This window comes from Halorhabdus sp. SVX81, from assembly GCF_029207715.1.
Taxonomy (GTDB): Archaea; Halobacteriota; Halobacteria; order Halobacteriales; family Haloarculaceae; genus Halorhabdus.
The window spans coordinates 2,353,193-2,375,464 of sequence record NZ_CP104322.1; the positions used below are offsets into that span (position 1 = coordinate 2,353,193).

At 64.9% G+C, this 22,272-nt stretch carries 25 protein-coding genes; 17 read left to right on the forward strand and 8 right to left on the reverse strand.

Going from position 1 to position 22,272, the window contains the following annotated elements:
* Window positions 1-81 precede the first annotated feature (81 nt).
* The 4 genes from SVXhr_RS11775 to SVXhr_RS11790 are packed head-to-tail and all read left to right on the forward strand — an operon-like array spanning window position 82 to window position 2,995.
* Window positions 82-762, forward strand: coding sequence for a glycosyltransferase family 2 protein (locus tag SVXhr_RS11775; protein ID WP_275737387.1), 681 nt, complete (start codon window positions 82-84; stop codon window positions 760-762).
* The gene (locus SVXhr_RS11780) at window positions 759-1,109 is read left to right on the forward strand and encodes a DUF2304 domain-containing protein (RefSeq protein WP_275737388.1); all 351 of its coding nucleotides are present in this window, start codon (window positions 759-761) and stop codon (window positions 1,107-1,109) included. Before SVXhr_RS11775 ends, SVXhr_RS11780 begins: the two co-directional genes overlap by 4 nt.
* Window positions 1,102-1,959 (forward strand): polysaccharide deacetylase family protein, encoded by an 858-nt coding sequence (locus tag SVXhr_RS11785; protein WP_275737389.1) that lies wholly within the window; start codon window positions 1,102-1,104, stop codon window positions 1,957-1,959. The genes SVXhr_RS11780 and SVXhr_RS11785 overlap by 8 nt, the downstream gene beginning before the upstream one ends.
* 1 nt (window position 1,960) lies before the next feature.
* A complete protein-coding gene (locus tag SVXhr_RS11790; protein ID WP_275737390.1) occupies window positions 1,961-2,995 on the forward strand; it encodes a lysylphosphatidylglycerol synthase transmembrane domain-containing protein in 1,035 nt (344 codons plus the stop codon).
* A gap of 19 nt (window positions 2,996-3,014) precedes the next feature.
* Here the strand turns inward: SVXhr_RS11790 and SVXhr_RS11795 are convergent, their stop codons facing one another.
* Window positions 3,015-4,775 carry a glycosyltransferase family 39 protein gene (locus tag SVXhr_RS11795; RefSeq protein ID WP_275737391.1) on the reverse strand — a complete coding sequence of 587 codons (1,761 nt, stop codon included), beginning with the start codon at window positions 4,773-4,775 and terminating at the stop codon, window positions 3,015-3,017.
* 124 nt (window positions 4,776-4,899) lie between these two features.
* Here SVXhr_RS11795 and SVXhr_RS11800 point away from each other — a divergent pair, with 124 nt between their 5' ends.
* Window positions 4,900-5,514, forward strand: coding sequence for a DUF309 domain-containing protein (locus SVXhr_RS11800; RefSeq protein WP_275737392.1), 615 nt, complete (start codon window positions 4,900-4,902; stop codon window positions 5,512-5,514).
* 44 nt (window positions 5,515-5,558) lie between these two features.
* On the opposite strand, the gene SVXhr_RS11805 is transcribed toward SVXhr_RS11800, so the two are convergent.
* The 3 genes from SVXhr_RS11805 to purS form a co-directional block, all read right to left on the reverse strand.
* On the reverse strand, window positions 5,559-5,978 hold the full coding sequence (locus tag SVXhr_RS11805) for a CBS domain-containing protein (RefSeq protein WP_275737393.1): 420 nt from the start codon (window positions 5,976-5,978) through the stop codon (window positions 5,559-5,561).
* Window positions 5,979-6,102: 124 nt separating this feature from the next.
* Complete coding sequence (gene purQ / locus SVXhr_RS11810) at window positions 6,103-6,777, reverse strand: phosphoribosylformylglycinamidine synthase I (RefSeq protein ID WP_275737394.1); 675 nt, start codon at window positions 6,775-6,777, stop codon at window positions 6,103-6,105.
* Complete coding sequence (gene purS / locus SVXhr_RS11815) at window positions 6,774-7,025, reverse strand: phosphoribosylformylglycinamidine synthase subunit PurS (protein ID WP_275737395.1); 252 nt, start codon at window positions 7,023-7,025, stop codon at window positions 6,774-6,776. Before purS ends, purQ begins: the two co-directional genes overlap by 4 nt.
* 269 nt (window positions 7,026-7,294) lie before the next feature.
* Here purS and SVXhr_RS11820 point away from each other — a divergent pair, with 269 nt between their 5' ends.
* The 6 genes from SVXhr_RS11820 to SVXhr_RS11845 are packed head-to-tail and all read left to right on the forward strand — an operon-like array spanning window position 7,295 to window position 11,197.
* Window positions 7,295-7,570: a hypothetical protein gene (locus SVXhr_RS11820; protein ID WP_275737396.1), complete on the forward strand. Its 276-nt coding sequence runs from the start codon at window positions 7,295-7,297 to the stop codon at window positions 7,568-7,570.
* 5 nt (window positions 7,571-7,575) lie between these two features.
* Window positions 7,576-8,151, forward strand: coding sequence for an NADH-quinone oxidoreductase subunit B family protein (locus tag SVXhr_RS11825; protein ID WP_275737397.1), 576 nt, complete (start codon window positions 7,576-7,578; stop codon window positions 8,149-8,151).
* Window positions 8,126-8,599: an NADH-quinone oxidoreductase subunit C gene (locus SVXhr_RS11830; protein ID WP_275737398.1), complete on the forward strand. Its 474-nt coding sequence runs from the start codon at window positions 8,126-8,128 to the stop codon at window positions 8,597-8,599. Before SVXhr_RS11825 ends, SVXhr_RS11830 begins: the two co-directional genes overlap by 26 nt.
* Entirely contained in the window at window positions 8,599-9,858 is a 1,260-nt protein-coding gene (locus SVXhr_RS11835) for a nickel-dependent hydrogenase large subunit (protein ID WP_275737399.1), read from the forward strand. Before SVXhr_RS11830 ends, SVXhr_RS11835 begins: the two co-directional genes overlap by 1 nt.
* The gene (locus SVXhr_RS11840) at window positions 9,855-10,841 is read left to right on the forward strand and encodes a complex I subunit 1 family protein (protein WP_275737400.1); all 987 of its coding nucleotides are present in this window, start codon (window positions 9,855-9,857) and stop codon (window positions 10,839-10,841) included. Before SVXhr_RS11835 ends, SVXhr_RS11840 begins: the two co-directional genes overlap by 4 nt.
* On the forward strand, window positions 10,838-11,197 hold the full coding sequence (locus SVXhr_RS11845) for a 4Fe-4S dicluster domain-containing protein (protein ID WP_275737401.1): 360 nt from the start codon (window positions 10,838-10,840) through the stop codon (window positions 11,195-11,197). The genes SVXhr_RS11840 and SVXhr_RS11845 overlap by 4 nt, the downstream gene beginning before the upstream one ends.
* A gap of 14 nt (window positions 11,198-11,211) precedes the next feature.
* Here SVXhr_RS11845 and SVXhr_RS11850 read toward each other — a convergent pair whose 3' ends face one another.
* Window positions 11,212-11,685, reverse strand: coding sequence for a hydrogenase maturation protease (locus tag SVXhr_RS11850; RefSeq protein WP_275737402.1), 474 nt, complete (start codon window positions 11,683-11,685; stop codon window positions 11,212-11,214).
* Window positions 11,686-11,954: 269 nt separating this feature from the next.
* Here SVXhr_RS11850 and SVXhr_RS11855 point away from each other — a divergent pair, with 269 nt between their 5' ends.
* Genes SVXhr_RS11855 through SVXhr_RS11870 form a run of 4 tightly spaced genes read left to right on the forward strand, consistent with a single transcriptional unit; the run spans window position 11,955 to window position 16,145 of the window.
* Window positions 11,955-13,445 carry a proton-conducting transporter membrane subunit gene (locus SVXhr_RS11855; RefSeq protein WP_275737403.1) on the forward strand — a complete coding sequence of 497 codons (1,491 nt, stop codon included), beginning with the start codon at window positions 11,955-11,957 and terminating at the stop codon, window positions 13,443-13,445.
* The gene (locus SVXhr_RS11860; RefSeq protein WP_275737404.1) at window positions 13,442-13,990 is read left to right on the forward strand and encodes an NADH-quinone oxidoreductase subunit J; all 549 of its coding nucleotides are present in this window, start codon (window positions 13,442-13,444) and stop codon (window positions 13,988-13,990) included. The genes SVXhr_RS11855 and SVXhr_RS11860 overlap by 4 nt, the downstream gene beginning before the upstream one ends.
* Window positions 13,987-14,271, forward strand: coding sequence for an NADH-quinone oxidoreductase subunit K (locus SVXhr_RS11865; RefSeq protein ID WP_275737405.1), 285 nt, complete (start codon window positions 13,987-13,989; stop codon window positions 14,269-14,271). Before SVXhr_RS11860 ends, SVXhr_RS11865 begins: the two co-directional genes overlap by 4 nt.
* Entirely contained in the window at window positions 14,265-16,145 is a 1,881-nt protein-coding gene (locus SVXhr_RS11870) for an NADH-quinone oxidoreductase subunit L (protein WP_275737406.1), read from the forward strand. The genes SVXhr_RS11865 and SVXhr_RS11870 overlap by 7 nt, the downstream gene beginning before the upstream one ends.
* 60 nt (window positions 16,146-16,205) lie before the next feature.
* On the opposite strand, the gene SVXhr_RS11875 is transcribed toward SVXhr_RS11870, so the two are convergent.
* Entirely contained in the window at window positions 16,206-17,735 is a 1,530-nt protein-coding gene (locus SVXhr_RS11875) for a TerB family tellurite resistance protein (RefSeq protein ID WP_275737407.1), read from the reverse strand.
* Between the two features lie 229 nt (window positions 17,736-17,964).
* Between SVXhr_RS11875 and SVXhr_RS11880 the strand changes: the two genes are divergently transcribed.
* Entirely contained in the window at window positions 17,965-18,930 is a 966-nt protein-coding gene (locus SVXhr_RS11880) for a formyltetrahydrofolate deformylase (protein WP_275737408.1), read from the forward strand.
* A gap of 239 nt (window positions 18,931-19,169) precedes the next feature.
* Here SVXhr_RS11880 and SVXhr_RS11885 read toward each other — a convergent pair whose 3' ends face one another.
* Together SVXhr_RS11885 and SVXhr_RS11890 are read right to left on the reverse strand one after the other, a co-directional pair.
* Complete coding sequence (locus tag SVXhr_RS11885) at window positions 19,170-19,391, reverse strand: hypothetical protein (RefSeq protein ID WP_015789955.1); 222 nt, start codon at window positions 19,389-19,391, stop codon at window positions 19,170-19,172.
* 353 nt (window positions 19,392-19,744) lie between these two features.
* The gene (locus SVXhr_RS11890; RefSeq protein ID WP_275737409.1) at window positions 19,745-20,773 is read right to left on the reverse strand and encodes a phosphoribosylaminoimidazolesuccinocarboxamide synthase; all 1,029 of its coding nucleotides are present in this window, start codon (window positions 20,771-20,773) and stop codon (window positions 19,745-19,747) included.
* A gap of 126 nt (window positions 20,774-20,899) precedes the next feature.
* Here SVXhr_RS11890 and SVXhr_RS11895 point away from each other — a divergent pair, with 126 nt between their 5' ends.
* Entirely contained in the window at window positions 20,900-22,249 is a 1,350-nt protein-coding gene (locus SVXhr_RS11895; protein WP_275737410.1) for an ATP-binding protein, read from the forward strand.
* The last annotated feature ends 23 nt before the right edge of the window (window positions 22,250-22,272 follow it).

Genomic DNA, 22,272 nt, shown 5'->3' on the forward strand with positions numbered 1-22,272 from the left:
GAGTGATGCGTTGCGAGCGAGACGCCCAAGCGATGCACCGGGAACGATACGCCTAAGTGATCGCACGGAGGCGATCCTACCGTGCGAACGGTCGCCGTCATCCCCGCGTACAACGAACGTGAGACGATCGAGTCTGTCGTCGACGGGACGAGTCGTCACGTCGAGGAGGTCGTCGTAGTCGACGACGGTTCGACGGACGGGACACCCCAGCTCGCCCGGCAAGTGGGTGCGACGGTGATCGAACACGTCTACAACACGGGCGTCGGTGGCGCAGTCCGGACGGGCTACCGGTACGCCATCCGGAACGACTTCGACTTCGTCGTGCAGGTCGATGCGGACGGCCAGCACGACCCCGAAGAGATTCCACGGCTGCTCTCGGTGGCCGAGGACGCGGACATGGTGATCGGCAGCCGGTATCTCAACGAGAGTTTCCAGGAGTATTCGTGGCTCCGAGACCTCGGGATCCGGTCGTTTACGGCGGTCGTCAACGTCCTGGGCGGCGTCAACGTCACGGACGTCACGAGCGGGTTCCGCGTCTATCGTGTCACCGCCTTGGAACGGTTGTTGCATCGCTCGGACAAACACTGGGCGGTCGAACAGACCCTGGAGGCCGCCAGACGCGAGATGGACATCCGGGAGGTCTCGATCGCGATGCCGACCCGGGAGACGGGGTCCTCGCAGTTCACAGTCGAGACCTTTGCACTCTACCCGCTGCGCATGACCGACGCCATCCTCCGGGTCCTGCTCTTTCGAGATTCATGACCTATAGCCTCGTCAACGTCCTCGCCGTGCTCGTGGGAGTCGCCTTCCTCTGGAACGCCTATCGCCTCGTCGATCGCGGCCGGGAGGATCTTGCCATCCTCGCACTGTCGCTCGTCCTGGGCGGTGGGTTGATCTTCGTCGCGGCCTTCCCGAACACCTTCGAGGTCGTCGCGACGGTACTGGGTCTCGAATGGAAGGCCCGGGCGATGCTGGTGCTCTCGAACCTGACACTGTTCGTGGTCGTGACGTATCTGTTCGATCGCCTCGGCCGGCTCGCGGAGCGCGTCTCGACGCTCAACGAGGAGCTGAGCCTGCTCCGGGCCGAACTCGACGAGCGCGATGACTGACCGGCGGGCGGTCCTCTCGATCGACGTGGAACTGTTCTCCCAGACGCCCGCGTACCGTAACGCCAACGGCTCCGCTGAGAGAGCGGGAATCGGTCTCGACGGTCTTTCGTTCCTCAGGGACGCACTTGCCGAACACGACGCGCGATCGACGGGCTTCATCGTCAGCGAACTCGCCGACTCCCATCCCGGGGCGATCCGGGCGTTCGCCGACGCCGGCCACGAAATCGGTTCACATACGCATACCCATCGGCTGCTGTCAGCTCTCGACTCGGCAACGCAGCGCGAGGAGATCGAGCGTTCACGGAAGATGCTGATCGAAACGACCGGCCGGAATGTCCATGGCTTTCGCGCCCCCGCGTTCGATCTGGCCGACGATCACTTCGAAGTGCTCGCGCAAGCGGGCTACACCTACGATTCGAGTATCGTTTCGAGTCGGGCGATCCCGGGCTGGTACGGCGGCGAGTACGACGTCCATCGACCGACGCCGGCCACGGGGATCGACGCCGACGCACCCGCGGATATGCGGGAACTACCGGTCAGCGTCATGCCCGGGCTGCGGCTGCCACTGACCGGGACCTGGCTCCGGTTTTTCGGCCCGCGATATACGATCCTGGGAATGCGATGGCTGGCCCGCCGGGGAATCACGCCGATCCTGTACGTCCACCCCTGGGAGTGCGTGGAGTTGCCCGACGTCGAGGGCGTCCCCTCGCGAGTATACTGGCACACCGGGGCGTGGATGCGCCGGGCCATCGAGCGGATTCTGTCGAGCGACTTCCGGTTCGTTTCGGCCCGTGAGGTTGTGGAGAGTGGGACAGGCGAAGATGGACCCAAAACCGACGGTGGTGAGTGATGTGACCGAAAGTCAACTCCGCGACATGGCCGTCACGCTCGCGCAGTACGTGATTGCGCTCGTCGCTCTCGCGTGGGCGGCCTCACAGACTGATCCCGCCGAAGCGGCGTCGTTGCTCGCCGGCCTCGACGCGCTCACGGTGCTGGCGCTGCTCGCTGTGACCGTCCTCGGGCTGCTCGCGCGTTTCGACACGTGGGCGGCGACGCTTGCCCCGATCCAGCCGACCGACCGCCGGACGGCCGGGCGCGTCGACCTGATCGTCAATTTTGTCAACCAGCTCCTCCCGTCGCGGTTGACGGGCCGACTCGCCGCGCCGTTCGTCCTCCGGAGCAAGCTAGGGATCTCCTACGCCGACGCGACCGCCGTCTCCGGCGTCCACACGGCACTGTACGCAGTGCTGTACGGGGCGGTCGCGACCGTCGGGCTCGCCTTGGCCATCGGGCGCCTCTCGATCGGTCTCGCTACCGTCCTCGCGCTCTCGATCGCGCTCTATCTGCTGGCCGGGGCGGTCGTCCTCGCCGCCGGGACGAACCTCGAACGGCTGGACTGGGTGTTCGGCGGCGTGACGCGCTTGCTCGGCTATCTCCCGAAGGTCGGCGATCGACTCGCTGCCCAGGCCGAAGACGCAGTCTCGTTCACGGCCGACGCGACGGTCGCGTTCCGGAGGATCGCCCTCGATCCGGGCGTCTGGGTCCGGTACACCGCTGGCTGGGTCGTGGCGATGGTGCTCGCACCCGGCGCGCGTGTCCTGTTGCTGTTGGCCGGCTTCGGCGTCGCCTTCGAACCCGCCGCGCTCGTCCCACTCTACCTCGTGATGGCCTACAGCGTGACGCTGTTGCCGCTGACGCCCGGCGGGTTCGGCGTGACAGAAGCGACGACGACGGCGGTCTTCGTCGCGCTCGGCGTCCCGAGTGCGGCGATCGTCCCCGTCGTCTTCGTTGACCGCTTCCTCGGCGTCTACCTCCCGGCGCTCGCCGGGTGGTATCCCGCCCTCGGGATCGATCGGGCGTCGCTCCGGAGTGGCGAAGAAGGGTGACGCGGTCGGGGACCGGCACTCAGAACGGTGGCCCACGGTCCGACCGACACTCGCCAGTCGACTGGAGGATCACCGTGAACTGATTGGGCTGGAGTTCCTGTTCGTCGCCGTGCTGATCGACCTGCGGGACGATGCCGTATGGAAGCAGTTCGAGCAGTGACCCGGGCGTCGGTCGCTGTGGGACGTACGCGGGCGGTCGCGACCCGAACTCCGTGACGATCTCGTAACTGTAGTTACCGTCGAGTAGCCCCCGGATGTACGCCTGTCGCCGTGGCGAGTTCCGGAGATAGGTGTCGTCGAGATACACCAGGTCGCGATAGGTCAGCATGATGTACTCGGGACAGGCGGTGAACTCGCCTTCCCGGTAGGTCACGGTCGCACCGTGCGGGACAGCGGTGTCCTGGAAGTGCCACCGATAGGACTCGATCGTCTCGTTGTCCCCGACGCGGTCGTCCATCCATGCGGCAGCCTGGTCGCGTGGCATGTCGGCATACCCCGCGACGCCGACGCCGGCGTAGACGCCTGAGGAGATCACCAGGCCGACCGTGAGGACGCGGGCGACAGTTTGCCGACGGTCGCGCAGCCGGACGAGCCAGGTTGCGACGAGGATCGCGAGCAACGGGAACGTCGGCAGGAGGTGGTGGACGCGGAAGTCGTGCCAGGGGACGTACAGCACCAGGAATCCGCCGATCCCAGCCAGGACGAGCAATGTCCCCGCGTTCGCGCGGCGGCGACCGGCGCGGACGAGGGCGGCGACGACGCCAGCGACACTCGCGGCGAACAGCGGGAGGCCGAGGCCACTGAAGTAGCCACGGGCGAACCACCACCACACCGGCGCAGTCGGTCCGTGTGGGCTTCCCGGGCGGCTGATGGAGTGACCGCCGATCCGGCTGAGTACCGGCTCGAAGGCACCGACGAGCGTCGTCGGGAGCCCGACCACGATGGCGAGCAAGCCAAGCGCCCCACCGATCCCGATCAATCGCGGACGGTACAGCGATGCCGGCCAGTCGTCACTCCCGCGGGCACGAAGCAGGTGGGCGACCACGATCAACCCGATCACGGGGGCGGTCGTGAGTTTGAACGCCATCGCGACGCCGCCGGTCGCGCTCGCGCCGTAGAACGTCCACGTCTCCCCCGATCTGACGTACCAGATCAGCAGATAGAGGGCGATCAACAGGAAAAACAGCGCCGGCATATCCTCGCCGCCCTCGTGGGCGATCGTGAGAAACCCGAAGGTCAACGTCAACAAAAGCGCCGCGAGCCGGCCGGTCGACCGGTCGGCGATCGTCGTGGCGATCCGGTAGGTGAGATAGACCGAGCCGATCGCAAAGGCGACATTGAACAGCCGGATCAGCCCGATGTAGCCGGTCCAGAACCACGCCGGAATCCCGTCCCAGGTCGGGAAGTGACCGAAGTCCCAGCTGATCTGGACGGGGCCCATGATCGCATCGAGGGTGCCGGTCAGGACTGCAACGGCAATCATCGGAATGAGGGCCAGTCCGAACAGGTAAAACGTCGCCCCGAACGGGACCCGACCCCACGCGACGCCCTCCTTGAGTCCCTCGTAGCTCGGATCGGCGACGACCGACCGGAAGGCGACGAGAGGATCGAGCGCCCGGCTCCACTCGTCTCTGGTAGCGACGTTCGGGAGCCGGTGCCAGAACCAAAAGCCCGACAGCACCGCCGCCAGGACGAGCACGGCAGGGAGATACGGGTCCGTCCGAAGGTCGTCGAGGACGCGGGCTTTCGCCCGGCCGAACAGTGCGCGAACGGGGACCATCTACCGCAAATTTCCCCGATGCGTGCAAAAATCTGTCTGACTCGGGCAGCCGGGAGGGCTGCCATCCGTCGGGCACGGGACTACAGACAGAGGCGTTTTGTCGGAGCAGGTCCGAACGAACCGCATGGACGCCGCTTTGCGGGCCGGGATCGCGCTCTACAACGCCGGGTACTATCGGATCACCCACGATGCCTGGGAAGCACCGTGGATCGGGATGGGAGGCCGCCAGGAACCCAAGGACTTCCTCCAGGGACTCATCCAGTTCACCGTCGCCATTCACCACGCGACCGTCGACAACGAATCCGGCGCGCGGAAACTCGCCGGCCGCGCACAGACGTATCTGGAGGGGTATCCGGAGGAGTATCAGGGCGTGAACCTCGTCCCCGTGCGGGCGTACCTCGCTGCACTCGAAGCCGACCCCGCTCACGTCGAGGACACCGACCCGCCGACGATGACCCACCACGGCGAGGGGGTCGAGCTGACCGATCTGGACTTCGAAGAGACGACGCTAGCTGCCGACGCGATCGCCGAGGTCGAGGGCGACGAGAACCTGCTGGACGCAGCGATCGAGTACGCCGAAGCCGACCTTGAGGCCGGCGACGAGGGCAGTCAGTTCGTTACGTTCGTCTTCGATTACGTCCGGAGACCGGACGATCGGGCGATCATCCGGCAACGACTGAGCGAACACGTCGACCGGCGGGAAAGTCGGGAAGCGGACGTCGAGGGACTGTTCGAGTGAGGTAAGTCACCGCCGGAAAAATCGAGCCGCCCGCCACCGGCGCGTCAGTACGCCGGCCGCTGGGCGCGGATGGTCGAGGCGAGTTGCTGTTCCTCGTCGGCGATGAGTTCTGTCAGGTCGTCCGCAGTAATGATTCCGGAGAGTTCCGCCCCGTCGATGACCGGCAGTCGACGGACGCCGCTCTCGCTCATCAGGTTCGTCGCCTCGTAGAACCCGGCGTCTGCCTCGATCGTCTCGAGGTCCTCCGTCATGACGTCCGCGGCCGTCGTTTCAGTCCGGTCGCGTTGCTTGCCGAGCACACGGATGGCAAGATCACGGTCCGTGACGATTCCGACCGGTGTGTCGTCGTCGGTGATGACGACGCTGCCGACGTCTTCGGCATCCATCCGACCGGCGAGTTCGGTGACCGGCGTCTCCGGCTGTGCTGTGACTACGTCGCTTCGGGCGAGGTCTGTTACTGGCATGTGGGCACCCCGTTAGATGTTCAGCCGGCACCAACATAATAGTTCATTATATTTTTCGGAGGGAAAGACTGCGGAGAGAGACGAATCAGCGCCTTAGAACCTCCCGAAGACGAGCGGAAACCGATCAGGCGAACCCGGAAAGGACGCCGCGCCCGTCTGTCCCGCCGATGTCGGCGAGGGCCATCCGTTCGGGATGGGGCATCATGACGGCGACGTGATCGGACTCGCCGGTGACGCCCGCGACGGCGTGTTTCGAACCGTTGGGGTTGGCCTCGGGCGAGACATTCCCCTCGGCGTCACAGTACCGGAACAGAATCCGATCCTCGGACTCCAGGGCGTCGAGGCGATCGTCGCTGATCTCGAAGCGCCCCTCGCCGTGGGCGATCGGTAGCTCGATGACTTCGCCTTCCTCGTACTGACTCGTCCAGGGCGTCTCGCTATTCTCGACGCGGAGGTGGACGTGCTCACACTGGAAGCGGGCGCTCTCGTTGGTGGTGAACGCGCCAGGGGTGAGCGAGGCCTCACACCCGATCTGGGCTCCGTTGCAGATCCCCAGCACGGGCGTGCCATCGTCGGCGGCCGCCCGAACCTCGGCCATGATCGGCGAGTGGGCGGCCATCGCGCCCGCCCGGAGGAAGTCGCCATACGAGAACCCGCCGGGGAGGACGATCCCTTCGGCATCGTCCGGCAGGTCATCCTCGTGCCAGACGAGTTCGGCCGCGACGCCGACGGACTCCAGGGCCTGGACGGTGTCTCGATCGCAGTTGCTCCCGCCGAACTGAATGACGGCGACGGTCATTGGTCCTCGATCGCAACCTCGTAGTCGTGGATGGTCGGATTCGCGAGCAGGCGCTCGGCCATCGCCTCGACGCGGTCTCTGGCCGCCTCGCTGTCGGCTGCCTCCAGATCGATCTCGAAGCGGTCGGCCGCCCGGAGGGCCTCGAGCTCGAAGCCGAGCCGTTCGAGCGCCTCCCGGGTCGTCTCCGCCTCGGGATCGAGCACCCCCTGCTTGAGCTTGACGGTCACGGTCGCGGTATAGGTACTCATCGGGTGAAACGCGGATGTCATCCGCGAAAACTCTTGTGACTCACGTCAGCCGGGGTCTACCACAACAGAATCACATACATATTGTGATATGATCGGACGTGCCTGCTCTTCCTTCCCGATTTTTCACGACGGAAACCAAATATCTACAATCGAGACAAGCTTTATTGGCTAGAATATCGTATTTTTAACCCGAAATGGTGATTGATATCCTTCTCGCACCACCGCTCGCATTTGCTATCTTTCTTCTTATAGGTCTGGGTATTGATGATGTGGGTGACCGGATCGCATCCGACCGCGAGAAGACGGACGATGAGTTTCGGACGGCGTGGGCCAGCGGTGAGGAACCGCCGAGCAGCCAGGGACAGCCGCGATATCGGCTCTATCACGTCGGGATCGGCTTTACGATCATTCACGTTGCCGTCTTGCTCGTCGCCACGATCCCGCTTGACGCGAACGGGGCGTTGCTGGGCGTGCCGCTGCTCGCTGTCGTCGGGTTGGCGCTGTTTGCGATCGTCGAAGCGGGTCGACCACAACCAGGGAGATAACACACATGGGACGGATCACCGACTGGGCGCGGAACCGATCGCCGTGGATACTCCACCTGAACTGCGGGAGTTGCAACGGCTGTGACATCGAGACGCTGGACGCGCTGATGCCCAGATACGACATCGAGCGCTTCGGCATCCAGCAGAAGGACACGCCCCGGCACGCCGACATCCTCGTCGCCACGGGGCCGGTGACCAAGCAGATGGCTCCCCGGCTGGAGCGCATCTACGAGCAGATGCCCGAGCCGAAGCTGGTCATCGCAGCCGGGTCGTGTGCCGCGACTGGCGGCGTCTTCCAGGACTGTTACAACTGCCACGAGGGCATCGACGACGTGATTCCCGTCGATATGTACATCCCCGGGTGTCCGATCTCGCCCGAGACGCTGATCGACGGGATCGTCACACTGCTAGAAGAGGCTGGCCAGGAGGCCAAAGCCGAACGCCTCGCCGAGAACAAACCCGAGATCGTCGAAGAAAGCAACCGTATCGACGGGACTGTTCCGACTGAAACGACAGACCAGCAAGCAACTGACCCGGAGACACAGGAGGGATCGGATGACGCCGAGCCAGCTGAAGCGTAGGCTCGACGACGAACTGTCCAGCCTCATCGCCGCCTCGACGGCACACGGCGACGGTCGCCTGGAGTTCGCCCTCGCAGACCGCAGCGACCTGGTCGATGCAGTCACGACGCTGCAGGAACTGGGCATCACCCACCTCGTCACGATCACCGGCGTCGACGCCGGCGACGAGATCGAGGTGCTGTATCACTTCCTGCGGTACGGCGAGTACGACGACGGCAATCTGGGTGAGGGCGTCGAACTCACGATCCGAGCGACCGTCCCGAAGGACGATCCCACGATCGCGACGCTCACCGACATCCTCCCTGGCGCGACGCTGTACGAGCGTGAACTCATGGACATGCTCGGCGTCGAGGTCACAGGCCATCCGAACCCGGAAAAACTCCTGCTGGCCGACGACTTCGACGGCGGGCCGCCGCTGCGGGCCGAGAACCTGGAGGTGAGCGACTGATGTCCGAAGACGTCTCAGGCACGGAAATTCCGGTCGGTCCCCAGCACCCCTCGCTGAAGGAACCTGCGAACTTCACGCTGACCGTCGACGGCGAGGTCATCACCGGGGCGGATCTCAAACTGTCGTACAACCACCGCGGGATCGAACAGGCCGTCCTCTCGAAAAGCTACCTGGAGAACATCTATCTGCTCGAACGCATCTGTGGCATCTGTTCACACGCCCATACGTCTTCGTTTGTGATCGGCGTCGAGGACCTCCTCGATCTCGATGTCCCCCGGCGGGCGAACTACATCCGGACGCTGATCGGCGAACTCGAGCGCATCCACAGCCACATGCTCTGGCTGGGGGTCGCGGGCCACGAGATCGGCTTCGACACCCTCTGGCAGTACGCCTGGCGCGACCGTGAGATCGTCCTGGACCTCCTCGAGGAGATCACGGGCAACCGGATCCACTACTCGATCAACACGATCGGCGGCGTCCGCCAGGATCTCACCGACGAGCAACGCGAGACCGTCCTGACGAAGATGGACGAACTCGAGGAGCGGATCGACTTCTACCTCGAGACGGTCCCCAACGAGGAGACGGTTCGGATGCGGTGTGAAGACGTCGGCACCGTCTCGACCGAACTCGCCCGCGAGTACTGTGCGGCCGGGCCGGTCGGGCGCGCCTCGGGACTCCCTGTCGACGTTCGCAAGGACGCCCCCTACGCCGCCTACGACGAGCTGGACTTCGACGTCATCACGGAGACGGCGGGGGACCTGCTGGCACGCACGACGGTTCGGATCCGCGAGATCGCCGAGAGCATCTCGATCATCCGCCAGGCCGCCGCGGATATTCCAGACGGGGATCTCAAGGCCAGCCCGAAGCCGGTCCAGGCGCTGCTGGCACAGATCCCCGAGGGCGACGTCGTCAGCCGCTACGAGGCTCCGCGTGGCGAACTCATCTACTACATTCGGGCCGATGGCACTGACACGCCCGAGCGCGTCCACATCCGGGTGCCGACGCTCGCCAACTGGCCGACCGTCGTCGAAGCCTTACGCGGGAGTTACATCGCCGACACGCCGATCGTCGTCGCCGGGATCGACCCCTGTATCTCCTGTACCTCCCGGATCGGCGTCGAGACCGACGGCAGCCACGGCGGCGAGGACTCGTTCAACCTCGAGGAATTGCGTGAGTACGGCATGGAATGGTACGACAAACGCGCCGACGGCGGATCGGTGACGGGCGACCGACAATTCGACCAGGGTGACCGACCGTGAGCCTCGAGATCGACCTCGCGACCGGGTTGCTCTACCTGCTGGTGTTCCCCGGCTTTGCGTTCCTGTTCACCTACGCGCTGGCCGCCGAGTACGTCGACCGGAAGCTCTACGCCCGCCTGCAGAACCGCGTGGGGCCGCCGCCGCTGCAGCCGCTGGCGGACTTCCTGAAGCTACTGGCCAAGGAGTCGGCCGTGCCCGAGAACGCGACCGAACGGATCTACCGGGCCGCGCCACTGACGGGGCTGGCCGGCGTGTTGACCGCGATGCTGTACATCCCTGTTTGGAGCGAGGCGGCGGCGATGTCCTTCGAGGGCGACCTGGTCGTCGTCCTCTTCTTGCTCTCGTTGCCGTCGTTCTCGCTGTTCTTCGGCGGCTGGTACTCCGGGAACGTCTTCAGCCAGGTCGGGACCACCCGGACGATCACGCAGCTGTTCGGCTACGAGATCCCGTTCTTCCTCGCGTGTTTCGCGCCGGCGGTCGCCGCGGGGACGCTCGAACTGTCGAGCATCGTCGCGTTCGTCGGGTCGAACCCGCTGCACATGCTCGTCTTCGCCCCGGCGTTCGTCATCGGATTGCTGTCGCTGCAGGCCAAACTCGAACGCATCCCCTTCGACGCGCCGGAGGCCGAGTCCGAACTCGCGACCGGGGCGCTGGCCGAGTACTCGGGTCGGAAGCTCGCGCTGTTCCGACTCACGAAGGACGTCGAACTCGTCGTCGGCGCGGCACTGCTGTCGGCGCTGTTCCTCGGCGGTCCCTACCCGGCCGGATCGATCGAGGGGATCGCCGGGGCCGCGCTCGGGATCGCGGTCTTCCTCGTGAAGACGCTCGCGATCGTGGCCATCCTCTCGATACTCAGGGGCGTGCTCGCGCGCCTCCGGATCGAACAGGTCGTCGACGTGTTCTATCGGTGGCTCGTCCCGATCGGGCTCGTCCAGATCGGACTCGTACTGGCTGTCGGACTGTACGCGGAGGGACTCCTATGAGCTTCCCAGGCAAACTCCTCCCCGAGGCGTTGAAGACCCTCGGGAAAGACCGGGCGACAGTATCGTATCCGAAGAACAAGCGCACGCTCCCGGACCGCTTCCGGGGCGCCGTCGAGTTCGATCCCGACCCCTGTACCGGATGTGGGATGTGTGAACGCCACTGTGCGGCCGACGCGATCGTCGTCGGGACCGACGACGACGGCAACGTCACCTGGGCGTACGACGTGGCCAAATGCATGTTCTGCGGGCAATGTGAGGAGTCGTGTCCGACCGACGCGATCGTGATGGGCAAGGACTTCGAGCTCGCGGACGGAGACCGGGAGTCCTTCACGGAATCCTACACCTTCGAACGGTGACGGGTGGCACCCGTCTACTGAGTAGCGCCGAGCGCATCGCTCAATTCCGCCACCAGATCGTCGAGTCGCTGCTGGACCGCCGACGACAGGTCCGTCCCGAATTCGATCCGGGCCGGCTCGACGCCAAATAACGCCACGTCGGCGTCCATCTCGCGAGTGAGAAAGGTTTCCAACATCGCCGGGGTTGACTTATGCGACGAAAAGGACTCGCCACCGAGGTCGTCGGACTCGATCCACTTTGAGTCGCCGGGGTCGCCGCCGAAAGCGATAGCGTCGACCAGGACGATCCAATCGGGTTCGAACCGACGGATCACGCCCGTCTGATTCTCGGGCGCGACGCCCCCCTCGATCACGCGGAGTCGGTCGGCCCCGATCCCGTCGAGTCGACGGACAACTTCGAGGCCGACCGCGTCGTCGCCGCGGAGTTCCGAACCCATGCCGACGAGAGCGACGCGATCGGCGGCGTCGATTTGCGGTGGCGTCGTCACAGGTCCAGACAGGACGCCAACCGTCTAAAGCGACTCGTTCAGGATGGACGTTGGTCTCCGGGATGCAGGCGATCGGCGAGCCGATCACGGTCGGGAGCAAAAATGTACGATTCAGCCCCTGGCATCCGAATTAAGTCGAATGATTCAAGAAGTATTCGCCGGAAAACCCACGGTATGTCTGTGATTGCGCGAACGCGACCCGTTCGTCCGGTCCGATACGCGAACGGGGCGAGCGGTGTGCATCGAAAACGCTCGCCGGGAGGACAACCGTGAGCGAGACGGCGCTTGCGGTAGTCCCACTGGTCGCCCTGTTCGCGGGCATCTTCGCGACGTACCTGGTCGGGCGAGTCAATCACGACCGGACGACCGAGGCGACTGGCATCGTCGCGGTCGCGTCGCTGCTCGTCGCGCTCGGGGCGACCTGGACGCTGTGGACGGCGTCGCTTCCAGTCGCATACGCGCTCGGCGGGTCCGGGGTGGGCATCCAGGTCACGGCGCTCAGCATCTTCCTGTCGGTCGTGGCGTGCCTGCTCGGGCTGGCCGTCGCGGTCTATGCGATGGCCGGGACGGACGACGAGGGGGCGACCGAACTCTACTATCCACTCGTGCTGGCGGCGGTCGCCGGCGTCGTCGGCATCGGGGTTTCGGCGGATCTGTTCTCGCTGTACGTCTTCTTCGAGATGATGGCCGTGTCGACCTACGCGCTGGTCCCCTTCGCTGTCTCCCGGGCGAGTGCCGTCGAAGCCGGCTTCAAGTACGTCGTGTTGAACACAGTCGGCTCGCTGCTGGCCATTTTCGGTGTGTCGCTGGTGTATGCCGAGACCGGCGGCACGCTCGCCTTTGGCGGGGTCGCCGAGGCGCTCGCTGGCACAACGGAGGTCGCAACGGCCGCTGTGCTCTTTCTGGTCGTCGGCTTCGGCGTGAAGGCCGCGATCGTGCCGTTGCACACGTGGGTGCCGGACGCCTACGCCGAGTCGCCCGCCAGTGCGAGCGCGTTGCTCGCCGGCCTGGCGACGCCGGCCGCCGCCGTGGCGATGGTGAAGGCGCTGTCGGTGTTCCCGGGCACGGTCCCGGTCGGCTTGCTGCTGGTCGTCTTCGGCGCGATCACGATGACCGTCGGGAACTTCCTCGCGCTGGGCCAGCGCGACCTCAAGCGGCTGCTCGCCTATTCGTCGATCCCCCACGTCGGCTACGTCGTCTTCGGGTTCGGGATCGGCTTCCACGGCGGATTCGGCGTCGCCGTCGACGGTGCGCTCTTTCACGTCCTCGCCAACGCCCTCATGAAGGGCGGAGCCTTCCTCGCTGTCGGTGCGATCGGCTACCGGCTCGCGAGCGGGGACGTGGCGAATCCGCGCCACCTCGACGATCTCGCCGGGATCGGCTACCGGATGCCGGTCGCCGCTGGCGCGATCGCGGTGGCGGTGCTGGCACTCGCCGGCGTCCCGCCGCTGGCGGGCTTCTGGGGCAAACTCCTCATCGTGGTCGGTGGCGCGGAGGTGTCCGGCTGGCTCGGCGTCGCCCTCGCCTTGCTCGTGATCGGCAACTCCTTCCTTTCGCTGGGATACTACCTGCCGGTTCTCCGGAGTCTCTTCGCCAGCCCGGACGATGCCGTGGGTTCGGCCGCTCGGACGCCGACGCTGCTCGCGTTCCCGATTCTGGCTTTGACTGCCGGAACAATTCTGCTCGGGATCGTTCCCTCGGTCGGGTTCGACCTGGTCGGGCCGGCGACAGAGGTGCTGCTCTCGGGGGTGACACCATGACAGCGCTGACGGCGGCGGCGCTCGTGGCGACGGTCGGCCTCGCGCTCTCCGCGGTCGCCGCCCGGGACTTCCTCGTCTCGATCCTCTCGCTGTCGGGCGCAAGCGTCGCGCTTGCGGTGTACTTCTATCTGGCCGGTGCGCCGATCGCGGCCGTCTTCGAGGCGGTCGTGGCCGCCGGGCTGGTGACGGTTCTCTTTTTGTTGATGATCAGCCTGACCGACGCCGAGACCGCCACGCTGATCGAGGGACGAAAGCTTCCGGTCGTCGGACTCGCGCTCGGTGCGCTCCTCGGTGTCGGCCTGGTGGTCTGGGGCTGGCTCGGCGGGCTCTCGATCGGCGGCGGGAGCGAGATCGGACTCGCAGAGGCCCTGTGGGCCGAGCGCTCGATCGATCTGCTCGCGGTGACCGTCCTGCTGTTCGTGGGCGTGCTCGGGATCGTCCGACTGACGGCCGAGCGTTTCGACGCGACCGACGAACCCATCACGGGCGATCGGGGGCCGACCGACGCGGACGAAGCGTCAGGGAACACGGAGGGAAAATCATGACTGCACTCGCCTACGGCGCGGCGATCACACTCCTGGTAATCGGCCTCGCGGCCGTCCTGAGCGGGGCCAACGCGGTGAAGACGCTGATCGGGATCGAACTCGCCTCGAAGGGCGTCCTCGTGAACTTCGTCGCGACCGATCCGGCCGGCAGCCAGGGGATCGTGATCCTGTTGATCCTGATCGACGCCATCGTCGTCGCCGTCCTGCTTGGCCTGGTCGTCGCGGTGTATCGCCAGCACGGAACCCTTGATCTCGACGAACTCGGGAGGTTGACATGGTAACGAACCGACAGACACTGCTCGCATCGACGCCCGGCGTGCTCGTCGCCGGCGCACTCGCCCTGGCGGTCGCGCTGATGGGTCCCAATCTCGAGACGCCCGCTATGCTGGCGCTCGGGGCCATCGCGCTGCCGTTCGTCGGCGCGGCGCTGTTGCCGTACGTCGCCGTCGCCGGCGATCGGACCCGGAACGCCGTTGCGGTGGGTGTCGGCATCGTCACCGCTCTCCTGACGCTTGCGTTGATCCCGCGCGCACTCTCCGGGGACCCGTCGGTCGTCCACTACGACCTGGCGTGGGTGCCAGCCGTCGACGTCTCCTTTGGCCTGTACCTGGACGTCCTCGGCGTCATGATGGCGACCATCGCGGGCGTCGTCGGCGCGCTCGCATTGGTGTTTTCGACGCGATTCATGGAACGCGAGGGGGGACTCACGCGCTACTACGCGCTGACCCTGCTGTTCGTCGGCGGGATGATCGGCTTCGCGCTGACTGACAGCCTCGTCGCGCTGTACGTCTTCTGGGAGGTCCTCGGGCTGTGTTCGTTTGGCCTCATCGCCTTCTGGCTCGAGGACGATGCATCCTTCGCGGCGGGCGTGAAAGCCTTCGTCACGACCCGTTTCGGCGACATCGGCCTGCTGGCCGGGATCGCCACCCTGTACGTCGGCGGCGGGACGTTCTCGATCCGCGAACTCGTCGGGCAGGCCGCGAGCGGCGCACTGCCGGAGTGGACGCTCGCGGCGGCCGGCGGACTCTTCATCGTCGCCGCAGTGGGCAAGTCCGCACAGTTCCCCTTACACGTCTGGCTGCCCGACGCGATGGAGGCCCCGACGACCAGCACGGCGCTGATCCACGCCGCGTGCATGGTCAACGCCGGGCTGTATCTCCTCCTCCGGACGCGACCCATCTTCGACGGGCTGGCGTGGTGGACGACCGCCGTGCTTGCCATCGGGACGGTCACAGCCTTCCTCGCGGCGGTGCTCGCGACCGTCGAGAACGACTTCAAGCGCGCGCTGGCGTACTGTACGATCAGCCAGCTCGGGTACGTCACCGCGGCCATCGGGCTGGCCGGCGGCGTCCTGCCGGCGACCGCGCACGTCCTGAGTCACTCGATCTTCAAGGCGCTGCTCTTTCTCGCTGCGGGGTCGGTCATCTTCGCGCTGGGCGGCACCGTCCACAAGCACGTCGACATGTACGAGTTCCGCGGCGTGGGGAACCGCCGGCAGATGCCGATAACCAACGTCGCCTTCCTGGTGGGGATTCTCGGGTTGATCGGCGTCCCTGGATTCAACGGCTTCTGGAGCAAGGAGTACATCTTCGCCACGGCGATGGACGGGAGTCCGATCGAGATGGCGGCCTTCGTCGTGCTCGCGATAACGGCCGTATTGACGGTCGTCTACTCGTTGCGGATCTACTACCTGATGTTCCTCGGCGAACCGAGCGAGACCGTCACCGAATCGCCACTGGCGATGACTGGCCCGCTTTCGATCCTGGCTGGCCTCACGCTCACCTCGTGGCTCGCGATCGGCCCGCTCTCGGAGGCCCTGAAGACGTACTTCCCCGGCGCTGACGTTCACGGCTATACGATCATGGAATTCGTCGAGCACACGCTCACCGTCCAGACACTGGCGCTGACCGCCGGGATACTCGGACTCGGCTATCTCGGCTTCCACTTCCGGCAGTCGATCAACGACGCCGCCCCCGAGAGCCTGCTGTCGGTGCTCGCACTGGGCTACGGCTTCGACGCCGTCTACGAGCGATGCGTCGCGGCCTACCGCTGGTGGTGTGCCCGGACTCGGGTCATCCAGACTGGCGACCTCAACTACAACGTCGTCGGCGTCGTCGTGGCGCTGGTGATCGGCGGGGTCGTGCTGGCAATGTGATCTGATTTCGCTCTTTCCGTCGCACTCGTTGATCGAAGACGGACCAGTCTTTTACGGACATTACGAGACATCCTCGACGTACTCACCGATGCCGCCAGTCATCGCGATCTCTGCGGGATCGAGATCGACGTCGAGTTCGTTTGCCAGTGTCTGGAACTGTCGCTTCTCGTCAGTGCCGATTTCACCCTTTGCGGCCGCGACCTGGGCTGCCAGCGCGAGAACTGCCTCCCTGGCCGGCCGCGTTAACAGTGCCGATAGCCCGTCGGTAGCGGCCTCAAGCGAGCCATCCCGCTCGGCTGCCGACTGGATCCGGGACTCGATCTCGTCGGCATCGTACTCGGGGAAGGTATCGAGGACGGTATCCCGAATCACGGCTGCCTCGGATTGCGAGGGAGTCCCGTCGGCCAGCATGACTCGGCAACCGACCTCGATCAATGCATCGACGAGCAGCTCGTCGCCAGTGTTTTCTTCAGGATCGAAATCCGCCCGATCGGTGAGCCAGTCCCGGGGGAGACCGGACTCGGCCAGCGCGGTCGCGAGCGCGTCAGTCGGCCCGCGGTTGTACAGGCTCCGACCGAGATTCCAGACGATCAAGAACGGGTTGACCAGAATCGTCGTGATACTCCACCAGCCCGTGACCATCGTCTTGGCCGCCGTCCGGCGAAGCCGACTCGACACGCAATCGTGACAGCCAATCACACGGATGGTCCGCGAGCGGTATAGCAACACCATCCCGGTGAGTTGGTACGCTCGGGTCCCCTCCTCGATGGGGCGTTCGCCGCAGTGTGGGCACGGGATGTTCACGGCCACGGCGTCGTCGGGAGCGGTGACATCCTCGGTCTGGGCCGGATGCTCGGCGTCGTACTTCGAAACAGTGCCACAGGCGTGACACCGTTCGTGACCTGGGTCCCCGATTGCGCCACACGACTGACAGCGGATTCCATAGTTCCCCTCGTACGGTTCGTCGCCGAACAATCGACGGAGACGTTCGGGCCACAGCGGCGGGACGCGACGGGAAGACTGTACGTAGTAGGGCTGGCAGATGTACGAACCAATACCGAACAGGATCGGAAACATCGCCACGAGGGCCACCCCCTCCGTCGAATCCAGGAAGCGACTGATCACGTCGGTGCCGACAGCCGCCAGATAGAGGAAGTAAAACCCGATGGCTGCAAGGACCGGAACGGCACCTGTCGCGGGGACCAGCGCCGTCCGGGGGAACCGCCAGGCGATGGTGGCCAGGCCGACACCGAGTCCGGCACCGACGGCAATACCAGCCAGCGGCGACCAGATCAATCCCAGGAAAACCCCGACGCCGAGACCGAAGCCCCCGGCCGTGACGAGTGAGCCACCTCTCGGATGATATCGGGCCGCAGCGACTCCCCCGACCGTACCGACGAGCCCACTGGCTACCACTCCGTATCCCGATGCGGCGACGACGCCAAGGAGCGACCCGCCGGCGAAACCGGCGAGGCCAGCCATCACTGTCCGGTAGTTGTAGAACGCGACGTACCCGAGCGCGATAGCGGAACAAATGGCAATTGTCAGACCGATCGTCCCGAGGGCGGCCAGGATCTCAATAACGAGCATAAACTGTTAAATCAGATGTCTCCGTAGTAAATATTATGATCTCGTTACAATATCAGCTGGACTGTTCGGGAATCGATCAGTGTCTTCAGTTCTGAGCGTCTCGGCCGAGTTCCGAACACTCCTGGATACGACAGACATCGCGACCACCGCCGGTCAGCCGGAAAGCGCACCCTTTTTGCTCGCGTGGGCGCCATAGCGTGACAATGATCGCCAGCACGCGACTCGCGAGGTGGTGGCCGTGACCCGTGAGTTCACCGAGATTACTGTGGTCGGCGACGACGAGACGGGGCTGATCGCGAACGTCACGTCGTTGCTGTTCGAGCGCGGTGTCAACATCGAGGATCTGGATCAGGCGGTCCGGGAGGGCGTCTTCCGGATGACCACGATGGTCGACACCAGCGAGATGATCGTCACCGAGGAAACGCTCCGGAACGATCTCCAGGATCTCGCGGCGGAACTCGACGTCGACATTACGGTCCGGTTCCCGAAAGATAGAGAGACCCAGAGCATCGCCGTCCTCGTCACGAAGGAAAGTCACTGTCTGGAGGCGATCTTCGAGGCCTGGGCGAGCGGCAATCTGGGCGCGGACGTCGAGGTCGTCATCGGCAATCATCCCGACCTCCAGCCCCTCGCCGAGAAATACGAGGTGCCCTTCCACGACATCGGCGACGAGAAGGGCACGCCCGACGAGGACGAACTGCTGGACTTGCTTGCGGAGTACGACACTGACCTGATCGTCCTCGCGCGGTACATGCGCATCCTCAGCCCGGACGTCGTCTTCCGATACGAGAACCGAATCATCAACGTCCACCCGTCGCTGCTGCCCTCCTTCCCCGGTGCCTCGGCGTACATGCAGGCCATCGAGGAGGGCGTCCGGATCGCGGGCGTCACCGCACACTACGTGACGACTGACCTCGATCAGGGGCCGGTCATCACCCAGCGGGTGTTCAACGTCCCGCCGGAGGCCACCGAAGAGGAACTCCAGGAGATCGGCCAGCCCCTGGAGGCCGAGGCGCTACTCGAGGCGATCGACCTCCATCTCAACGACGAGATCTACGTCCACCGCGGCCGGACTCGGCTCCGGGAGCCGGAGGAGACCGACGCCCAGCTCGGCGCGCCCGAGCAACTCGACGATCTCAATCCCGACCGGCCGATCGATGGGCTGGGCGAGATCGTCAGCGAGCCCTCGGAATGAACGAACGGTGAGCGAAGCGAGCCGTGAGTAGCGAGGGCGACCGCAGCGAGCCCTCGGAATGAACGAACGGTGAGCGAAGCGAGCCGTGAGTAGCGAGGGCGACCGCAGCGAGCCCTCGGAATGAACGAACGGTGAGCGAAGTGGCCCGTGAGTAGCGAGGGCGACGTGAAAAACACGAGACAGCCGACTGCGATGACTGTCCGGGAGCAAAACCGAAGAAGGCGGAGCGGATGTTCGCGTTACTCGAGGCCGAGGTCGGCCAGCGAGTGCGTGTGCTGCCATGCACCGGCGACAGCGTCCACGTCGAAGGTGAGAACGCCGTCAGTGAGTTCGAGCCGGACGGACTCGTCGTCGATCTCCGTGTCGTGGAGGTGGAGCTCAAGCGGCTGACCGAAGTCCGCGACTGCAACCATCAGTTCACCGTTCGCTTCGAGTTTTTCCTGGAGTTCATCAGCGTCCATGATTCGTTTTAGAGGTACGGGAAACAGGCCCAAAAAGATTGCCATACGTCGGATTGAGCGCCGCCAGACGCCGAAGATTCGTAGAAATTTTCGTGGTATTTGTTTTTGGCTCGCCTAAAAAGAGGCAGAATCGGCTCCTTCTGGAAGGGCTAAACCCCGCTGGTGCTGTAGCTGACATAGTCATGCAAGTAACGCACTACGACACGTGCCAGGAGTGTGGCAGTGACCTCGAATCCCCGACGAGCTACCGGCGTCACGCCTACTGTTCGGGCTGTCAGAACTAGGAGGGCATCGATACCGCTGGCGCTGCCGGCAATGAATTACGGCTGTGAACCAGCTGAGAGCGTCCCCGCCTAGAGACTTCGGGCCGCGTCGATCGCGTCGTCGATGGAGGGAGCCTCGAAAACTGCCTGGTCAAGATACGCGTTCGTGCCGGCACAGTAGAGATCACGCGCGACGTCGATCACGTGCTGGTCGAGTGGTTCTGGCTGGTGATCACACAGCGACTTCCAGTCGGCGATCCCCGCCTCGCTCGCCCGCGTTTTGGCTTCGCCGACGGCCTCGACCCATGCTGACTGCGTCCGCTTGTGGTACTGCCGGATGACCTCCTTGCTTACCTCCTGGCCGTCGTAGGAAAAGCGATTCTCGTCGAAGGTTCCCACCACGTCAGCGACGCGGATCTCACCCTCGTAGTAGAGACACTCGATCTTGCCGTCCTCGTGGACGAAGCCCGCCTCCCCCGCCTGGCGATTGAGCAGGTCGTTGACCTCGCGGGCGACCGATTCGAGGTCGGCGACGTTCGCACGGCCGGCGATCCGGTCGGCCTCCGCACGGGAGAGATACCGGTCTTGCTCCTCGTACTTCGTCGAGAACTCGACGACGGGTTCCGGTAACTCGACGGGTTCCTCGGGCCAGGACTCCCAATCGAGGCCGTGGTCTTCGGGTTCGGATCGCTTTCGCAGGCTCGACCCAACGGGGACGGTATTGCGAAAGACGATTTCGAGGGGGATCAGGTAGTTCTCGCCCGCCCCGTCGTGATAGACGTCGTAGTCGTAGCCGTCGCCGTCGTGGGGCAGATCGGGCACCTGCGTCAACTCGATGGCCATTTCGCGAGGTTGCTCGCCCACGTCGATCGCCGTCTCGACAGACATCGTCTCACCGTCGACGACGACACCCTCGTAGTGGGTGGGGATTCCGTCGTCCTCCAGGGCCTCGAAGTTGGCTGCGCCCATCGTACACAGCGCGGCCCCCTTCCCGGGAATCTCGTCGGGCATCTTCCCCCAGTCGAACACCGAGTAGTCGTCGGTGAAGACGAACGCGCCCCGACCAAGGTCGGTCGCGGTCGGCTCGTCGTCGATCCGGAATTCCTTGACGCTGGTCATTGAGTCGGCGTTTCGGGCCGGCGACCTTAGAGGTTGCACATTACGACAAAAGCGGCTGTGGCCGACCGACGAACGCCTGGCCGTCTTCGAGTGGCTTATGTCGCTTGCGCTACAAAGTTCCCGGAGATGAGCGAACCGGAACGCGACGTCGTGGAGTTTGTCCTCACGACGGACGTCTACTCCGAGCGAGAGGATCTCGAACCGGACGATCTGCCGTCGATCTATCGGACCGTCTTCTGGGAAAACGGCACGATCGAGCGGCCACTCGTCCCGACCGTCGAGGCCACCAGTGAAGCGGCCGACGTCGAGGATCCCTGGGACACCGTCTCGGGACTGATGTTTACCAGTCACGACGACTTCTCCGAGGAGATCAAACTCACCGACCGTGACATGGCCAAAGAGTGGCTACAGAAGCGAATCGAGCCCGACGAACTCCTCGAAAACCCGACGCTGGCGTCGATCTTCGAGGACGAATTCGACGAGGTCAGCTACGAGAAGGCCCGCGAACAGGTCAGGCCGGCCCGCGCCGATCGGGCCTGGATCGACAGCCTGCTCGACGAGTACTTCGAGGACGAGGAGGAAGAGGAGATGCTCGACCTCGTGGACATCCGCGCCCCCGAGGAGGTCGACATGCGCTTGGACGATCTCGTGCTCACCGAGGACCAGGAGGGCGAGATCAACAAACTCGTCAAGGCCATCGAGCACCGCGATTACCTCGCGCGGATCGGCCTCCGGGAGATCGGCAAGCTCCTGTTCGTCGGGCCGCCGGGGACCGGCAAGACCAGCGTCGCCCGGGCCTTGGCCCACGAACTCGACCTGCCCTTTGTCGAGGTCAAGCTGTCGATGATCACCTCCCAGTACCTGGGCGAGACGGCCAAGAACGTCGAGAAGACCTTCGAGGTCGCCAGGCGGCTCTCGCCGTGTATCCTCTTCATGGACGAGTTCGACTTCGTCGCCAAGACCCGCGCCAGCGACGAGCACGCCGCGATCAAGCGCGCCGTGAACACCTTGCTGAAGTCGATCGACGAGATCAGCCTCATCCAGGACGACGTCCTGTTGATCGGCGCGACCAACCACCCCGATCAGCTCGACGCGGCGGCCTGGCGGCGCTTCGACGAGATCGTCAACTTCCCCAAGCCAGACACGGGGATGCGCGCCGACATCCTGCAGGTCGTCACTCGCGACATGGAGATCGACGACTACGATCCGGGAGAACTCGCCGGGATGACCGAGGGGCTGACCGGCAGCGACCTCCGGCTTGTCCTCCGAGAAGCCGTCCTGAACGCGCTGACCGAGGAGCGGACCACGCTCACACAGGAGGACCTCGTCAACGCCGTCGCCAACTTCGAGGAGCGCGACAATCTCAAGAACCTCGATATGATCGAAGGCGATCACGACGCGCTGGTCGCGGGCGGGACGCCGAGTGCGGACGGCGGAGAGGACCACGGTCACGACCACAGCCACTCGGACGACTGAGAGTGCAGGCGGTCGTGACGGAG

What these genes read in the sequence shown, in the direction of transcription:
- SVXhr_RS11785 (WP_275737389.1), top strand. Translation starts at nt 1,102, where the DNA reads ATGACTGACCGGCGGGCGGTCCTCTCGATCGACGTGGAACTGTTCTCC.
- SVXhr_RS11795 (WP_275737391.1), bottom strand. Translation starts at nt 4,775, where the DNA reads ATGGTCCCCGTTCGCGCACTGTTCGGCCGGGCGAAAGCCCGCGTCCTC.
- SVXhr_RS11870 (WP_275737406.1), top strand. Translation starts at nt 14,265, where the DNA reads ATGGTAACGAACCGACAGACACTGCTCGCATCGACGCCCGGCGTGCTC.
- SVXhr_RS11885 (WP_015789955.1), bottom strand. Translation starts at nt 19,391, where the DNA reads ATGGACGCTGATGAACTCCAGGAAAAACTCGAAGCGAACGGTGAACTG.
- SVXhr_RS11845 (WP_275737401.1), top strand. Translation starts at nt 10,838, where the DNA reads ATGAGCTTCCCAGGCAAACTCCTCCCCGAGGCGTTGAAGACCCTCGGG.
- purS (WP_275737395.1), bottom strand. Translation starts at nt 7,025, where the DNA reads ATGAGTACCTATACCGCGACCGTGACCGTCAAGCTCAAGCAGGGGGTG.
- SVXhr_RS11860 (WP_275737404.1), top strand. Translation starts at nt 13,442, where the DNA reads ATGACAGCGCTGACGGCGGCGGCGCTCGTGGCGACGGTCGGCCTCGCG.
- SVXhr_RS11875 (WP_275737407.1), bottom strand. Translation starts at nt 17,735, where the DNA reads ATGCTCGTTATTGAGATCCTGGCCGCCCTCGGGACGATCGGTCTGACA.
- SVXhr_RS11780 (WP_275737388.1), top strand. Translation starts at nt 759, where the DNA reads ATGACCTATAGCCTCGTCAACGTCCTCGCCGTGCTCGTGGGAGTCGCC.
- SVXhr_RS11895 (WP_275737410.1), top strand. Translation starts at nt 20,900, where the DNA reads ATGAGCGAACCGGAACGCGACGTCGTGGAGTTTGTCCTCACGACGGAC.
- SVXhr_RS11830 (WP_275737398.1), top strand. Translation starts at nt 8,126, where the DNA reads ATGACGCCGAGCCAGCTGAAGCGTAGGCTCGACGACGAACTGTCCAGC.
- SVXhr_RS11890 (WP_275737409.1), bottom strand. Translation starts at nt 20,773, where the DNA reads ATGACCAGCGTCAAGGAATTCCGGATCGACGACGAGCCGACCGCGACC.
- SVXhr_RS11805 (WP_275737393.1), bottom strand. Translation starts at nt 5,978, where the DNA reads ATGCCAGTAACAGACCTCGCCCGAAGCGACGTAGTCACAGCACAGCCG.
- purQ (WP_275737394.1), bottom strand. Translation starts at nt 6,777, where the DNA reads ATGACCGTCGCCGTCATTCAGTTCGGCGGGAGCAACTGCGATCGAGAC.
- SVXhr_RS11800 (WP_275737392.1), top strand. Translation starts at nt 4,900, where the DNA reads ATGGACGCCGCTTTGCGGGCCGGGATCGCGCTCTACAACGCCGGGTAC.
- SVXhr_RS11865 (WP_275737405.1), top strand. Translation starts at nt 13,987, where the DNA reads ATGACTGCACTCGCCTACGGCGCGGCGATCACACTCCTGGTAATCGGC.
- SVXhr_RS11825 (WP_275737397.1), top strand. Translation starts at nt 7,576, where the DNA reads ATGGGACGGATCACCGACTGGGCGCGGAACCGATCGCCGTGGATACTC.
- SVXhr_RS11835 (WP_275737399.1), top strand. Translation starts at nt 8,599, where the DNA reads ATGTCCGAAGACGTCTCAGGCACGGAAATTCCGGTCGGTCCCCAGCAC.